The organism is Acinetobacter soli (assembly GCF_000760595.1).
Classification (GTDB): Bacteria; Pseudomonadota; Gammaproteobacteria; order Pseudomonadales; family Moraxellaceae; genus Acinetobacter; species Acinetobacter soli.
Window position 1 is genome coordinate 435,235 of sequence record NZ_BBNM01000002.1, and the last position, 15,509, is coordinate 450,743.

Annotated in this window: 13 protein-coding genes; 5 read left to right on the top strand and 8 right to left on the bottom strand. The window is 45.9% G+C overall.

The genetic code is table 11. The features are described 5' to 3' along the window. Positions 1 to 22: 22 nt before the first annotated feature. A complete protein-coding gene (locus tag Aso01_RS04410; RefSeq protein WP_004933570.1) occupies positions 23 to 937 on the top strand; it encodes a LysR family transcriptional regulator in 915 nt (304 codons plus the stop codon). Here Aso01_RS04410 and Aso01_RS04415 read toward each other — a convergent pair. The 4 genes from Aso01_RS04415 to ilvD all read right to left on the bottom strand — a co-directional run bounded on the left by Aso01_RS04415 (position 929) and on the right by ilvD (position 6,382). Further along, on the bottom strand, positions 929 to 1,669 hold the full coding sequence (locus Aso01_RS04415) for a sulfite exporter TauE/SafE family protein (protein WP_004933568.1): 741 nt from the start codon (positions 1,667 to 1,669) through the stop codon (positions 929 to 931). The two genes, Aso01_RS04410 and Aso01_RS04415, sit on opposite strands and share 9 nt — an antisense overlap. 127 nt (positions 1,670 to 1,796) lie before the next feature. Continuing rightward, on the bottom strand, positions 1,797 to 3,116 hold the full coding sequence (locus Aso01_RS04420) for an NAD(P)/FAD-dependent oxidoreductase (RefSeq protein ID WP_004933566.1): 1,320 nt from the start codon (positions 3,114 to 3,116) through the stop codon (positions 1,797 to 1,799). 179 nt (positions 3,117 to 3,295) lie between these two features. After that, positions 3,296 to 4,624 carry a hypothetical protein gene (locus Aso01_RS04425; RefSeq protein ID WP_004933565.1) on the bottom strand — a complete coding sequence of 443 codons (1,329 nt, stop codon included), beginning with the start codon at positions 4,622 to 4,624 and terminating at the stop codon, positions 3,296 to 3,298. A gap of 72 nt (positions 4,625 to 4,696) precedes the next feature. Beyond that, complete coding sequence (ilvD, locus tag Aso01_RS04430; RefSeq protein ID WP_004933560.1) at positions 4,697 to 6,382, bottom strand: dihydroxy-acid dehydratase; 1,686 nt, start codon at positions 6,380 to 6,382, stop codon at positions 4,697 to 4,699. A 312-nt stretch (positions 6,383 to 6,694) separates the two neighbouring features. Between ilvD and fmt the strand changes: the two genes are divergently transcribed. Both fmt and rsmB read left to right on the top strand, forming a co-directional pair. Continuing rightward, entirely contained in the window at positions 6,695 to 7,654 is a 960-nt protein-coding gene (gene fmt, locus Aso01_RS04435; RefSeq protein WP_004933558.1) for a methionyl-tRNA formyltransferase, read from the top strand. Then, positions 7,651 to 8,955, top strand: coding sequence for a 16S rRNA (cytosine(967)-C(5))-methyltransferase RsmB (rsmB, locus tag Aso01_RS04440; RefSeq protein WP_004933555.1), 1,305 nt, complete (start codon positions 7,651 to 7,653; stop codon positions 8,953 to 8,955). Before fmt ends, rsmB begins: the two co-directional genes overlap by 4 nt. Before the next feature lie 31 nt (positions 8,956 to 8,986). Here the strand turns inward: rsmB and zupT are convergent, their stop codons facing one another. The 4 genes from zupT to Aso01_RS04460 all read right to left on the bottom strand — a co-directional run bounded on the left by zupT (position 8,987) and on the right by Aso01_RS04460 (position 13,355). Beyond that, complete coding sequence (gene zupT / locus Aso01_RS04445; protein WP_004933552.1) at positions 8,987 to 9,793, bottom strand: zinc transporter ZupT; 807 nt, start codon at positions 9,791 to 9,793, stop codon at positions 8,987 to 8,989. 82 nt (positions 9,794 to 9,875) lie between these two features. Beyond that, positions 9,876 to 10,019: a methionine/alanine import family NSS transporter small subunit gene (locus Aso01_RS04450; RefSeq protein ID WP_004933550.1), complete on the bottom strand. Its 144-nt coding sequence runs from the start codon at positions 10,017 to 10,019 to the stop codon at positions 9,876 to 9,878. Between the two features lie 12 nt (positions 10,020 to 10,031). Next, a complete protein-coding gene (locus Aso01_RS04455) occupies positions 10,032 to 11,510 on the bottom strand; it encodes a sodium-dependent transporter (protein WP_004933548.1) in 1,479 nt (492 codons plus the stop codon). A 396-nt stretch (positions 11,511 to 11,906) separates the two neighbouring features. Beyond that, positions 11,907 to 13,355 carry an aldehyde dehydrogenase family protein gene (locus Aso01_RS04460; protein WP_004933547.1) on the bottom strand — a complete coding sequence of 483 codons (1,449 nt, stop codon included), beginning with the start codon at positions 13,353 to 13,355 and terminating at the stop codon, positions 11,907 to 11,909. A 325-nt stretch (positions 13,356 to 13,680) separates the two neighbouring features. On the opposite strand from Aso01_RS04460, the gene Aso01_RS04465 reads away from it, so the two are divergent. Together Aso01_RS04465 and Aso01_RS04470 are read left to right on the top strand one after the other, a co-directional pair. Then, on the top strand, positions 13,681 to 14,778 hold the full coding sequence (locus Aso01_RS04465) for a zinc-binding metallopeptidase family protein (RefSeq protein WP_004933543.1): 1,098 nt from the start codon (positions 13,681 to 13,683) through the stop codon (positions 14,776 to 14,778). Between the two features lie 156 nt (positions 14,779 to 14,934). Beyond that, complete coding sequence (locus Aso01_RS04470; RefSeq protein WP_004933540.1) at positions 14,935 to 15,474, top strand: type 1 glutamine amidotransferase domain-containing protein; 540 nt, start codon at positions 14,935 to 14,937, stop codon at positions 15,472 to 15,474. The last annotated feature ends 35 nt before the right edge of the window (positions 15,475 to 15,509 follow it).

Genomic DNA, 15,509 nt, shown 5'->3' on the forward strand with positions numbered 1-15,509 from the left:
CACTCAAGGATTGAACGTTGCCATGCGCTACGATTTTGTTGACCTTCGCTTGTTTTTACATGTCGTCGATACAGGCAGCCTGACTCACGGTGCTGAGCGGGCCGCGCTCTCCTTGCAAGCTGCCAGCGAACGTATTCGTAAATTAGAACACTATTTCGGTTGTGCCCTGTTTACGCGGCATCGAACTGGTGTCGAACTGACTCCTGCGGGGCAACGCGTTTTAGATCATGCCCGTGTGCTGTTGCAGCAAGCTCAATTGTTAGAACAAGACATGAACCGCTTTCGCGCTGAACCTCAGCAGCGACTCCACTTATGGTGTAACTCATCGGCACAAAGTGAATATCTGCCGACATTACTGCCAATGTTTTTGCTCAAGCACCCTACGATCAGTATTGAATTGCACGAGGCAGAAAGCTCTGAGATTATTCAGGCACTCGAACAGGGACGCGCACAATTGGGGCTGGTCTCAAGCTTCTCCCAGACTGAATATTTACAAACTCAAGATTTTGTCCATGATCCTTTGGTGTTGATATGCCCAGCTACGCATCAGTTTACTCGCCAGCATCCGCTCAATTTACCGGCGGTGTTTAGCGAGAGTATGATCGGATTAAGTACGCATCACTCCTTACAGCGCTCAATCGATATTCAGGCACGTGCGCTTGGTATTCACATCGATTACCGTTTACGCCTACCAAATTTTACTGCCATTGCCGAAGTGGTGGCCGCAGGTGCGGGTGTGGCGATTATGCCAGCGCGTGCAGCAAGCCGTTTAAAAGAGAGCCACGCCTTGGCCCTGTTGCCACTGAGCGGTGCATGGGCCAATCGGAAATTACTCATTGTGGCACGCGACTTTACGCAGCTCTCAACGATGTATCGTGACTTTACCGATTTTTTATTGACGCATCGGCCCGCAGCTCCCAAGCTGCAATTATGTTAAAGGCGAACCCAGCATATACAGCCCCAGCAGCATCAGCCCCACAAAAAACAGTCGACGGAATTTTTCTTCGGCAATTTTGTAGCGGATTTTTTGTCCCCACCACATACCCAGCAATGCAGGCAATACCGCAAGCCATGCCAGTCGATAATCCACGACACTGGAGGCACCTGTGTAAAGGTATAAATAAATCGCCAGACAAATGGTAGAAAAGGTAAATACCAATCCAAGCGACTGCACCAGTTCATCACGCTTTAACCGAAGCGATTGCAAGTATGGTACAGCCGGAATAATAATCACCCCGGTAGAGACAATCAGCGCACCGCCGATATATCCCACAATCGGTGACAACCAACCCGCATGGCGCGAAAGATCGGGAAGTTGTTTGACAAAGAGTCCAAATCCGCCATAGGCAATTAACATACCACCCAACAGCATTTCACTGGTTTTTCCAGAAGATGCACTTAAAGTAGGTAAAAAGCTCCAGCACGTCCCGAGTACAATACCCAACAATAACGACCAAAAACGCTGAATCAGTGCCCAGACTTTACCTTCGGCAAAGAGTTGCCATATGTTGGTGATCATGGAGGGAACGATTAAGAGTGCTGCGGCCTGAAACGGCGAAATCGCCATGCTCATTAGGCCCATGGCGACAGTCGGTAAGCCAAGCCCCAACGTGCCCTTGACCAGCCCCGCAAAGATAAAAACCGCAATCACCAGTAACAGCATGTCCATCGTTTCATTTCCTCCCTAATATATGAATCATGCTAATTCAATACGGGTGGCATCACGATGCTTGATTTTGGAAGTGAGCCTCAAGCAAAGATTGAGGCTCTAAAACAGAGGTGAGCAGCAGATGGAGTTAGTGCAATTTAAGCTGTGGTGAAGAACCTTTTGAGAGCAAGTCTTTGATGATCATTAAACTGGTCTTGAATACCCCATGCAAAGCCACCTGATGAAAACGATACAGCGAGATATACATCATTCGGGCAAACAGACCATCAACATTAATATTACCCAAGATATTGCCCACGGTACTCTGATCGCTCAACGACACCAAGGAGCCTTTGTCTTTAAACTCAAAGCTACCCAGTGGTTTACCTTCTAAACGCAGCGCCATGGCTTTGGCTAAAAAGATGGCTTGCTGATTGGCCACCTGTGCACGCGGCGGAACTGGGCGCTCTGCACCTGCGGGAATGTAACAGGCACAATCTCCCATGGCAAAAATGTCTTCATCGAGTGAGCTTTGTAAGCTGGCATTGACCACCAGTTGATTAATTCGGTTGGTTTCCAGACCACCAATTCCTTGCAAAAAATCGGGCGCTTTGATGCCGGCAGACCAGACTTTTAAGGTGGCAGGAATCTCGATTTCATCTTCGCAGTAGACCGTATGTGCATCAATCTCGACCACCCGACAATTTTTGATCACCTGCACACCAATCTCACGCAGTGTGGCTTCGGCGTCGTGTGATACCCGTTTGGGTAAGGCAGGCAAAACGCGAGGTGCCGCTTCGATCAGGCTGATTTTGACATCTTTAGGGTCGATACTGTTTAGGCCATATTTGGAAAATTGATTGGCTGCATGGTGTAATTCTGCTGCCAGTTCTACGCCAGTTGCGCCCGCCCCAATAATTGCAATATTGAGCTGCTTGTGATGATGTTGTACCAGATTTTTAGCCTGCGCCTCCAAATATAAACTTAAAAATTCGCGTTGAAAACGATCGGCCTGAGGTCGGGAATCGAGAAAAATACAGTGCTCTTTGGCACCCACAGTGCCAAAATCATTGGAGGTCGAACCAATGGCAACCACAAGGGTGTCGTAGGCAATACTGCGTTCTGGCGCAACTTCTTTACCGTCTTCATCTTGAAGCGCTGCCAATAAAATCGTTTTGTCTTTACGGTCAATATCAATCATGCGCCCCAGAAAAAACTCAAAGTGATGCTGGCTGGCATGGGCAAAGTAATTTAACTCGTCTTCGTAAGAATTGAGTGTGCCGGCCGCAACTTCATGCAGCAAGGGTTTCCAGATATGCGTGAGGGCAGCATCAACCAAAATAATCTCGGCTTTATTCCTTTTTCCTAGCTGGTTACCCAAACGCGTAGCCAGCTCCAATCCTCCTGCACCGCCGCCAACAATGACGATTCGATGTTGTTTTTCGGCATACTTGTTTTGAGTCGACATAACGTCCTCCAATTTTCTTATGCATGACGACCCATCAGCAGCCATGCATAAGAAAATTGCAAGCTATTATAAACATGAATAATTTGAATAAAAAATAAACTTTTACAGCGGCTGTGTAGTTTTAGGTAATCAATCTGTTTGTGCTGGTCTCATTCAATGCGACATGCTTAAAAAGCGCATCACGATTCATTTTTTGATGCGCCAGATGATTGGGCGAATGATACAACCGCGTCGTGTTTATACTGCTGCTCCAGTACATGACTAAAGATACTTTCAATCAGCCAGACACGATACAAGCTGTTAAATACATATTGCTGTCCATCAATACGTAAGGCCAGTACCGGAAAATCGGGTTGATGGTGTGCAATACAGGCCTGATCATTGTGGTTTAAGCGCTGCAATACTTCATCTTCTGGCAATAAGCTGTCAATCCGCAACTGCTGACGCAAGGCTTCAAAGTGTGCCTTAAAAGACAGGTCGCGTCCTTTGGTCCAGACTGCTTCTAAAATACAGTGAATGGTCTCGATCTGCTGCTCTTCGGGCACACTATAATACAGCTGGGCCATATTGTGCGTTGCAGCCTCTGTCGGACGGCAAAACGGCGTGAATGCCACTTCAGTCCGTTTAGATAAACGAGTGGCCAGACTCCAGTCAAACCAGTCACGCCCCTGATACGGCAGTGGATACACATTGAGCTTGATGTCGTAGTAATTGGCCAATTCTTCACGAATATAAGCCAGTAATAACCAACTGATCGGATCTTCAAGCGCAATAAACAGATCTAGCTCGGGTTTGAGTGCCTGAATCTGAGCCAATTCTTCAGCATCATTGATCAGATGCTCACGCCATTCAATGTGATTGATCAGAAAAAGCGGTGCACCGGTCAAAAGTTTTTGCTGACGCAAACGACGGGCCAGTCGGAGTAAATCATCTACTGCGTGGTAGTTACGGCCACCAAATTCAAAGAAACTTGCTGCCACTGGTACATCTTTAAAAATTCGTTCTGGAAAGTTTTGCGGGCTATGCTGCTGACTGGCCATGGTATATAAGGTTCGTAGCTTGCCATATTGCTGCTGCCACAGCATATGAAATACATCTTCAAGCAAGTACAAAAAATCTTTACCAGTCAGCGGGGTATTGCGCAAAATTACTTCGGCTTGTTGCAAAGATTCAGGTGTGGGAAGTTCTGGTGTTTCATCAAAGCTAAAACGATGCTGCCGAGCCAAAATTTTGGCGTCGTTCAAACAATAATTTTGCCAATCGGCATGCGACATACTATTTGGCGGCGCGGCGGCTTCGCGCGAAATAATGACTTTGAGCGGCTTAAGTTCGTCGCTTAAAATATCATCAAGATGATTCAGCTGTTGTACGGCAAGATAACTGTAGACATCGTCTAGACGCAGATAAATCTGCAATCCTTGATCGGTTGGTAAAACCGCCTGACGCGAAGGTTTTTGATAAAACCAACTCGACCGAATCGGATCAAACCAACGTCTTAACAGTGACATGTATAGCGCCTCGAACAATAAACCCCTGTAATCATACAAGGGTTTATAACAATTTAGGGACAATATGATCAATTATAGATCAAGATTTAGATCGGTAACTGCACCTTTGTCCGCACCCACTGCAAGTTTTGCAAATTTCGCCAAAGCCCCGCTGGTATATTTCGGTCTTGGCTTTTTCCATTGTGCACGACGTGAGTCCATCTCATCGTTAGAGATATGTAAGGTGATCTCACGTGTTTCTGCATTGATCGAAATTTTATCACCATTTTTAACCAAACCAATAGGCCCGCCGTCATAGGCTTCAGGCGTGACATGGCCAATGACAAAGCCATGACTTCCACCAGAAAAACGACCATCGGTTAACAGTGCCACCGACTGCCCTAGGCCTTTGCCAATGATGGCAGAGGTAGGTTTGAGCATTTCGCGCATACCCGGGCCGCCTTTAGGGCCTTCGCCACGAATTACCACCACTTCGCCTTCTTGAACCTCGCCTTCTAAAATACCACGCATCGCGCCCTCTTCACCCTCAAACACGCGGGCCGGACCTTCAAAATACAACCCTTCTTTACCGGTAATTTTGGCGACAGCACCGGTTGGTGACAAGTTACCTTTGAGCACCACCAAGTGTGAATCTTTTTTGATAGGCTGATCAAAAGGCAAAATAATGTCCTGACCCGCTGGATAATCTTCTACTTCGGCCAAGTTTTCGGCCAGTGTTTTACCCGTTACGGTTAGGCAGCTGCCATCTAACATACCCTGTTGTAGCATGCGTTTCATCAACGGCTGGATGCCACCAATTTTGATCAGCTCAGACATCAGGTATTTGCCTGACGGACGTAAATCGGCCACCACCGGCGTTTCTTTGCCAATACGAACAAAATCGTCTAAATCTAAATGCACACCTGCGCTATGTGCCATCGCAATCAAATGCAATACTGCGTTGGTCGATCCGCCCAGTGCAATCACCACCTTAATCGAGTTTTCAAAGGCAGCTTTGGTCATGATGTCGCGCGGACGAATATTGAGGCGTAGCAGATTCATCACCGCCTCGCCAGCACGATGACAGTCCTGACGTTTATCTTCTGAAATAGCATCTTGTGCTGAAGAACCCGGTAAACTCATACCCAAAGCTTCAATGGCAGAGGCCATCGTGTTGGCAGTGTACATACCGCCACACGAGCCAGGACCAGGCAGCGCCACTTCTTCGATGTGCTTGACCTGAATGGCATTGATTTCACCTTTGGCGTACTGTCCCACCGCTTCAAACACCGAAATCATGTCGGTATGCCCCTGACCCGGTTGAATGGTGCCACCATAAATAAACAGGCCGGGACGGTTTAAGCGCGCCAGTCCCATGATACAGCCCGGCATGTTTTTGTCGCAGCCACCAATGGCAATCACCCCGTCATAGCCCTGACAGCCAATCACAGCCTCAATCGAGTCGGCAATGATCTCACGCGATACCAAGGAATACTTCATGCCTTCGGTTCCGTTTGAAATACCGTCGGAAATGGTAATGGTATTAAAAATAATACCTTTGCCGTTGGCTTGGTTTACCCCTTGCTCAACTTCACGTGCCAAGCCATCGATATGCATGTTGCACGGCGTGACATTGGCCCAAGTCGATGCGATGCCAATAAAGGGACTGGTAAAGTCGTCATCCTTAAATCCGACTGCACGCATCATCGAGCGTGCAGGTGCATTTTCGATCCCGTCATAAACTGGTGCCGAATGCTGGCGTATTTTGTCATTACTCATGCGTTTTTCTCCGTGGCTGAGGCAAGGTCCTGTCGCTACGCGGGTGTCACCTCATTGGTGTTATGCTGTTTTTTTCGCCCGTCACTGAATACAATAACGAAAAAACGCTATTAAATCTTGTTACACACGGCAAAGTGAAATGAATAATTTTTTGGTAATTCATAATCTATTTTTATGACTTTGATTTTATTTTATAAATTTTTGTATGGCTGATAGGTTTTGAGTGCGGATCGTATCGAGAATAATGCGCTTTTTCGCGCTTAGCGGGGTTTTGGCTTATACTGGTGCACATGTTTATTTTGGAATGTCTGTGTGAAGATTATTTTTGCTGGCACCCCTGACTTTGCTGCATCTGCATTAGACGCTTTGCTGCAAACATCGCACGAAATTGTTGCTGTCTATACCCAGCCTGACCGTAAAGCAGGTCGCGGGCAAAAATTAACGCCCTCACCAGTCAAACAACTGGCCTTAACGCATCATTTGCCAGTGTATCAGCCCTTGCATTTCAAGTCTTCGACTGACGAGGGCAAAAGCGCCCAAGCCGAACTGGCCGCTTTAAATGCCGATGTGATGGTGGTTGCTGCCTATGGTTTGATTTTACCTCAAGTGGTGTTAGATACGCCAAAATACGGTTGTCTCAATATTCACGGCTCATTGTTGCCACGCTGGCGTGGAGCAGCACCGATTCAGCGTGCCATTGCCGCAGGTGATCCTGAGACCGGCGTGACCATCATGAAAATGGCGGCAGGACTAGATACCGGCGATATGTTGCTAAAAACACACTGCCCTATTCTAGACACCGACACCTCTGCCCACCTATACGAAAAGCTGGCTACACAAGGCGCAGAGGCCATTTGCACGGTGCTTGAATCTGAGCAGCAATTACAACAACTACTGGCCGAGCGTGAAGTACAAAACGAAGAGCAGACCGTTTATGCCCACAAGCTGACCAAAACCGAAGCTCGAATTGACTGGACACAAGATGCCATTCAGATCGATCGAAATATCAGGGCATTTAACCCATGGCCTGTCGCGTTTATTCCACTCGATGATCAAAATAATCTTCGGGTGTGGCAATCGGCTGTTTCAACCCTGAGTGCAGCAGATACCCAAGCAGGGCAGATTATTGCCATCGACAAACAGGGCGTGCATGTGAGCTGTGGTACAGGCGTGGTTTGTCTTAAAGCATTACAATGGCCAGGGGGCAAAGCATTAAATCCTGTACAGATTGCACAGACACAAAAACTTAATGTTGGGCAGGTACTTGCATGAAACAGTTTCCGCGTCCAAGTACAGACCTCAATTTACGTGCCCAAGTGGTCAGCACCCTACTCAAAGTGCAGCAAGGTCAGTCACTCTCGGGGATTTTGCATCAGCAGCTCAATGACATTCCGGATCGTGATCGCGCCTTGTTTCACGAACTGGTCTTGGGTACGTTGCGTCAGTGGTTTGCCTTAAAAGCCATTACCCTGCCCCTATTGACCAAACCCCTTAATAACGAAACGGTCGAAAGCTGTTTGTATCTGGGGCTATACCAAGTGCTGTGTACCCGTATTCCGGCACATGCTGCTATTTCTGAAACCGTCACAGCCACCAAGCAACTGGGCTTTCATGCCTTAAGCGGGATTGTGAATGCCATCTTACGACGTGCTACTCGTGAAACAGATGCATTTCAAAGCCAGCTACAACAGGCACATGGCCTACCAAGCTGGTTGTACAAACGATTAAAAAGAGACTGGCCAGCTCAACTCGATGATCTCTGCCAACAGCTTAAACACACCGCACCGCTGACCTTACGCATTAACCAGCGCCAGATCGGACGCGATGCTTACCTGCTCAAACTGCAAGCACAGTCGATACAAGCCAGAGCCTGTGCATGGTCGGATGTAGGTATTGTAATCGAGCAGTCAGTTCAAATCACCGAGCTGCCGGGCTATCAACAAGGTTGGTTTTCGGTACAAGATGAACATGCACAGCTATGCGCCAGTTTGTTGCACGATCTAGACCAGAAAATCGTGCTGGATGCTTGCGCGGCACCGGGCGGTAAAACGGCGCATCTGCTTGAGGCATTTAAACCTGAGCAGCTGATTGCGCTGGATCACGATGCCAAACGTTTACTGCGTGTCAGTGAAAATATTTCGCGCTTACAGTTAGATGCCTCAAGACTTGAGATTCTTGCCGCAGATGCCACCACATGGCAGGCGCCTGACGCATTAGATTGTATTGTACTGGACGCCCCTTGTTCGGCGATTGGTGTATTACGTCGCCATCCCGACATTCGCTTACTCAGACAATCGACCGATATTGCACAAACCGTGGCGTTGCAGCAGCAGATTTTGAAAAATCTATGGCCTCAACTGAAGGTCGGCGGAACGTTACTCTATATCACCTGCTCCATCCTCAAACCTGAAAATGAGCAACAAATGCAGGCCTTCTTTGCAGAACATGCCAACGCATCGGAGCTTAAAATCGAGGCCGACTGGGGGATTGAGCAAGCTTACGGACGCCAACTGCTACCGACCTCTGGACAAGGTGACGGATTTTATTACTGCCGCATCAAAAAAATCGCATAACGCGATTTATTAGCTGGCGGTGTGATGTGTCTCAGATCCATTTAAACAACACCAGACTCACTGCCAGCACCGCCATGCCTGTAACCAGTCCATATACTGTTTCGTGACCTCGACCATAGCGCTGGGCAGTGGGTAAAAGCTCATCCAGTGCAAGATACACCATCACGCCTGCAATCAGTCCAAAAACGATACCAAACACCAAATCACCCATGTAGGGCGATAACAGGAAATAGCCGAGTGCGGCACCAACTGGCTCGGCAAGACCAGAGAGTAGACTGGCCAAGATCGCGTAGGACTTTTTGTTGGTGGCCATGTATACCGGTACGGCAATCGCAATCCCTTCAGGAATATTATGAATTGCGATGGCGACTGCCAAAGGTGCACCAAGCATTGGACTGTCTAAGGTTGCAAAAAAAGTGGCCAGCCCCTCTGGAAAATTATGTGCCGTGATGGCCAGCATGGTCAATAATCCGGTCCGCTGCAATTGACGCCGATCAAGCTGCTGTGCTGTATTTTTTTCGACCAAATCATGTGGGTTAGGAACCCATCGATCCAGTAGCAATACCCCAACCACACCCGCCAAAAATGCAGCCGTTCCCCAAGCAAAGCCGATCTTGTCATCAAAAACTTGGCTAAACGCATGGATTGATTTATTCAGGATTTCTGTGAGTGAGATATAAATCATCGCACCAGCAGAAAAGGCCAGACCAAAAGAAAGCAGACGAAAGCTGGGCTGCTTGAAGAACAGCACAATTGCTCCCCCGATGAGGGTGGCGAGCCCTGCAAGTAAGGTCACACTAAATGCAATCAAAACCTCGGAGCTCAATAGTGCCGTCATATGCTATTGATCCTAAAAAAAGAAAGCCATCATCTTAATTGATAATGACTTTCATTTACAATTTGTTTTATGGCGCTTTTATTTAGAGTGTGTGCTGATCTTTGACATCCTCAAGCACATCATCGAGCTCTTCTGGATGCTTCATCAAATGAAGAATCGACAAAATCAGCCCGCCCCAAACAAAGACCATGGAGATAATCATCATAATGATTGCAAACTTATTCATACTGGTTCTCTCCTAGCGATCTTTCATTTTACTCAGTACCACAGCAATCACAGCACAGAACAACACACTGCCCCAACCAAAGATGCCCAGCAAACTTGCGCTATAAGTATCATAGCCATTTTTGATTAAATTATATACGGTCATGCTGAGCGTGGTTAACAAAATCAGCGACGTAATTACAGTTAAGGTGAAATCCCAGCCTTTACCTAATTGAATGGTCGAGATGCGATTAACGTGATCACGAAGCGCTTTGAGAGCAGTACGCTTAAACCATGCAACACTAATAATCGACAATAATGCACCGCCGATAATGCCAATATTGTTAATGAAATGATCGATAATATCGACCAGCTTGATGGCATTAACGCTTGAAAATAGAAAGATCGACACGACCGCACTGCCACCACCAATAATGGTCACGGCTTTTTTACGTCCCCACTTTAGCTTGTCTTGCATTGCTGCAATGGGAACTTCCAAAATACTGACCATCGAGGAAATACCGGCGACAAACAAAGACGAGAAGAACAGTAAACCAAAAAGATCGGCGCCAGCACCCAAGCTCGAAATAATTTTAGGAAACGCAATAAAGGCTAGTCCAATACCGCCACTGACCACATCTTTGACTTCACTGCCTGCCGCATGCGCCATAAAGCCCAGTGCCGCAAAAATCCCGATTCCAGCCAAAATTTCAGTTGATGCATTGGCAAAACCTACAATCAGGCCCGATCCAGTGAGATTGGTTTTGGGTTTTAAATACGATGCATACGTCACCATAATACCAAAGCCCACCGAAAGTGAGAAAAAGGTATGACCATAAGCTGCGAGCCAGACCTTATAGTCCATCATGGCAGCCCAGTTCGGGGTAAAAAATGCATTCAAGCCTTCGACAGCACCCGGCAATCGTAAGGACTGAATCACCAAAATGGTAAACAAAACAAAGAGCAATGGCATAAAGATCTTATTGGAGAGTTCTACACCCTTTTTCACGCCACCATACAAAATAATCAAGGTCAGTGCCCAGATACCCAGAATTGGCCAGAACAAATGACTCACAAAAGTCAGATCAAGCCCCGATGCTTTGCTGGTTTGCAAATAAGTATTGAAGAAAAAATCTTCTGGATTACTGCCCCACATTTGACCGACGGAGAAGTAAATATAACTACCGGCCCACGTGAGTACACTGGCGTAGTACAGCCCAATCACGATACAGACACAGACCTGCCACCATCCCAGCGTTTCGCCGCCTTTAAATAATTTACGATAAGCTTTGGGTGGTGAACTGTTACTGCGATGCCCCACCGCATAATCGAGAAATAACAGCGGTAAACCTGCGGTAATCAGTGCCAGTAAATATGGAATTAAAAATGCACCACCGCCATTTTCGTAGGCCACATAAGGAAAACGCCAGATGTTGCCCAAGCCCACGGCAGACCCCACCGCAGCAATAATAAAACCTGATCGCGAGGACCAGTTTTCACGAGTATCAGTCATAATATAAATTCCCTGGTTTTTCTTGCTTAAATTTTTATTGATTACTGCAAGAAAAATACCACCTGTAAAATCTTGAACGTATTGATGGCAGCCTCGCTGGGTAAGCGTCACGACATGCCCCAAACAGACAAAAAACTGTTCCTTCTTCCTTAAAGATGGTTCATGTGGTTTTTGTCTTTCTTATGCTTGAACAATACCTGTTTTTATCAAGATTTTCTCTTTTTTGATGCATTGATTCATGAACTGGATAATCATTTCAATCAGATTTGCCTATTTTTAAAGCAAAAATATGTTTTTAATCGATCTGTTGATCAGGCTGGCTTAACAGATATCACCATTTCAAAGAAAAAACTGTTCCACGTGGAACAGTTTTTGTACAGCGTTGGACACTCAAGCTTAGCCGTTTTTGATGACTAATAGGCGCTCTTCTTGCATATCCCGAACAGCGGAATGAATTCCTTCACGCCCTAAACCAGAATCTTTGACGCCTCCATAAGGCATGTTATCTACCCTGAAAGTGGGAATATCATTAATGATCACCCCACCCACCTGTAAATACTCCCATGCATACAGCATTTTGTTTAGATTTTGAGTGTATACACCTGCTTGTAAGCCAAAACGACTGCGATTTATTTTGGCAATTCCCTGCTCAAAATTTTTGTATTTTTCTAAAATGGCAACAGGCCCGAAGGCTTCATCTTTATAAATCTCGAGGTTTTCATCCACCTGTTCTAACAACGTCGCCTCAAATAAAACACCATTAAGTTCGCCACCTGCCAAAATTTTGGCGCCTTTTTTCTCTGCTTTGTCTATCCATTTTTTTAAGCGAACCGCTTCTTTTTCCTTGATCATTGGCCCAACTACTGTCGACTCCTGTGCCGGATCACCCGCTTTGAGTTTTTTAACTTTGGCCAGCAGTTTCTTTTTCAGCTCGGCATAAAGATCACTGTGAACCAAAATACGCTGTACGCTAATACACACCTGCCCTGACTGACCGTATGCTCCCGCAATTAAACGATCAATCAAAGCGTCTGTTAGCGCTGTATCAGGCTCAATCATGACCGCAGCATTGCCACCAAGCTCAAGCGTAACCTTTTTACGGCCAGCTCGGGCTTTCATATCCCATCCCACCTGATCTGAACCAGTAAAACTTAGCATTTTAAAACGGTCATCAGTTACCAAAATATCTGCCGCACTGCGCTCACAAGGCAGTATCGACCATGCTCCTTGTGGCAGATCAGTTTCAGCCAAGATTTCAGCAATTTTGAGGGCACTAATAGGCGTCAAACTGGCTGGTTTGAGTACAAAAGGACAACCTGCCACAATGGCGGGTGCAATCTTGTGTGCGGTCAGGTTCAGTGGAAAGTTAAACGGACTAATCAGCGACAAAGCCCCAATAGGCACATGCTTCACCATGCCTTCATAAGCTGCCGCAACAGGCGTCACAGCCAGTGGCATCACCCGGCCAGCATCCATTTGCGTGGTCGCATCGGCCGCCAGTTGAAAGGTATTGATCAACCGCTCAACCTCAGCAGCGGCTGCAGCACGTGGTTTACCTCCCTCTGCTATTAAAATATCAGTCAGCAGCGCTTTTTCTTGCGTAAAACGTCGCACACAATGCAGTAAAATCTGCTGCTTTTGATACGGCTTAAGCGCTGCCATATCAGCTTCGGCTTGTACCGCTGCAACAGTCGCTTTTTCTAGAGTCTTGGCATCAGCGACTGCAACACGCGCATATACCTCACCGGTATATTTATGATGAACATCCAGCCATTGCCCAGTTTTACTGGCTTTTCCAGCCACATAAAGTGGATATTCGATTGGTTTTTTGGAGCTTGTTGTCATTCTGGTTCCTTATTGTCATCTATCGAATTCATAAATTCTTTCTGGCTTATGTGCTTATCATTATCGCTTTGAGTATGGAAATACACTGTGTTTCGGTAACAAAAAAAGACCTTTGGCAAAGCCACTCATCTGGCTTTTACGATCATTATGTTATTCAATCGAGTATTAAATGGCCCAGCATATTCTTTGCTCAGATGATTTCATCGGCAACAATTTCACGTATAATTGAAACTGTAATGTGCATTGGTTGATCAGCTTGATCAAGTCTTCTACTGTTGTCTTTATCAGGCCCAGCAGCTCTCCACCGTCATAAAAGATCATTCCTATGAAAGTTTTCTACTGTCACAATTGCCATCATCAGGTATTTTTTAACAATACCTTTTGTCAAAACTGCAATGCGTTGCTGGGCTATCAAGTGAACCGCAAGACGATTGGAACTTTTGATCGAATTGAAGAACTAAAGTGGAAAAGCCTGAATCCAGACGATGCAGAAGAGTTATATAAACCCTGCTACAACTACCACCATCATCATGCCTGTAACTGGATGGTTTCAGCAGATGACCCGAATATTTACTGTGAATCGTGTCGGCTTACGCATACGATTCCGGACTTATCCATTAACAACAGCACGATGTATTGGCATCGACTTGAACAAGCTAAACGCCGTTTTTTATATCTGACTCAACAACTCAATATCTTTCCACGTCCCAAAAAAAACGATCAGGACCGTTATGGTCTAAGATTTAATTTTTTAGTACCTTTGCCAAACCAACCCGTGATGACTGGTCATCATATGGGCACCATCACCCTCAATGCCAGTGAAGCTGATGTGGTTCATCGTGAAAAAACTCGACTCGATATGGGCGAAAACTATCGAACCGTTTTGGGACATTTCCGTCATGAAAGTGGGCATTATTACTTTGATGTCATGACCTATTTATATCCAGATTGGCTTGAAGAGTTTCGTTATTTCTTTGGCGATGAACGACTAGACTATGGTCAGGCGCTACAAGAATATTATGAAAACGGGCCAATCATGAACTGGCAAGAGTTTTATATCAGTCGCTATGCCTGTGCACATCCATGGGAAGACTGGGCTGAAACATGGGCGCATTATTTACATATGATGGATACCCTAGACACGGCTTATCATTCAGGTCTGTGTATCGAAGCCAATCGTAAAAACGATCCGGATATGCACTTCAAAGAATCACCGATTGGATCTGTCGACTTTGAGCACACCATTAATAACTGGTTTGCTTTAAGTTACTCACTCAATGCACTAAACCGAAGTATGGGATTGGGCGATGCTTATCCGTTTACTCTATCTAACGGGGTACTCGATAAGTTACGATTTATTCATCGAACGCTGATGAAAGTTGCGCTCAAACCCGAAACTCGTAATCCTTCAGAGTTAATATAAAGATAAACATCATCCTCCATGACTGCGATTCAATCGAAAAGGTATTGAATCCTTACAAATTTGATCTAACGACACAGTTCACGTATAAAACTGCAACACGGTTGGGTAAAGGTATTGGTTAGTCTTGAAGCACTCATGACAACAACGAGACCAACAATGACCAAACATGTGCTTTTTATTACCTCAAATGCAGGTATCGAACATGACGAGCTAATCAAACCACTCGAATTTTTAAAATCAAAAGGTTTTGCTACACAGCATGCTGCTGAGCATCACAAAGCGGTTCAAACTGTTGTTGGAGATCAAGAATTAGGTGAAAAATATTCGCCAGATTTAGCTTTAGCTGATGTTGATCCCTCAGCCTACGACTTACTCGTCATTGCAGGTGGTACCGTCAATGCCGATTTATTGCGTTTAAATTCAGACGCGCTCAACATTATTCAACACTTTACCGACCAAGGAAAGCCCATCGCCGCGATTTGCCATGCGCCGTGGGTATTTATCAATGCAGAACGCATTCAAGATAAAAACCTGACGTCGTATAAAAGTATCCGACTAGATCTTGAAAATGCAGGAGCAAACTGGGTAGATGAAGCCGTTCATCGCTGCAATACAGGCGGATGGGTACTGATCACATCACGTAATCCAGATGATATTCCTGAATTTAACGCGGCAATTTTAAAAGAATTAAATTAAGTGGTGGAAAGTTAATTGGTTTTCCACTTATTTTT